Source organism: Rhodovulum viride (assembly GCF_003265965.1).
Taxonomy (GTDB): domain Bacteria; phylum Pseudomonadota; class Alphaproteobacteria; order Rhodobacterales; family Rhodobacteraceae; genus Rhodovulum; species Rhodovulum kholense.
Genome location: NZ_MUAV01000170.1, coordinates 1 through 541, shown reverse-complemented (window position 1 = coordinate 541; position 541 = coordinate 1). Strand labels below are relative to the sequence as shown.

Here is a 541-nt window from a genome sequence, read left to right as displayed (position 1 = left end):
CCTGGACGTGACCATCCCGTATCGCGGATCCAAGGGGCCGCTGCACCTGCTCGTGGATAGCACCGGCATCAAGGTGGAAGGCGAGTGGCACAGACGCAAACACGGCGCCTCGAAGCGCCGTGTCTGGCGCAAGATCCACATCGGCATAGACGAGGAAACGCTGGAGATCCGGGCCGTCGAGGTCACCTCCGGCAATGCAGGCGACGCGCCGATGCTGCCTGAGCTCCTGAAGCAGATCGGCCTGGATCGGCAAATCGCCACGGTCACTGCCGACGGCGCCTACGACACGCGCGCCTGCCACGACGCCATCGCCGACCGCGGCGCGGCCGAAATCATTCCGCCGCGCCGCAACGCCAGGCCATGGAAGCGGGACAGCGCCGGAGCCCGCGCACGAAACGAGATCCTGCGAGCATCGAAGCACCTCGGCCGGGCACTCTGGCGGAATTGGAGCGGGTCCCACCGCCGGAGCAGGGTCGAAACGAAAACGAACTGCGTGAAACTGCTCGGCCAGAGGCTGATGTCACGGGACTTCGACCGCCTG

1 protein-coding gene is annotated in these 541 nt (G+C 66.7%); it reads left to right on the top strand.

Features of this window, described 5'->3' with window-relative positions; all coding sequences use genetic code 11:
* On the top strand, window positions 1–541 hold a 541-nt coding region (locus BYZ73_RS21680), incomplete at both ends, for an IS5 family transposase (protein ID WP_112317604.1).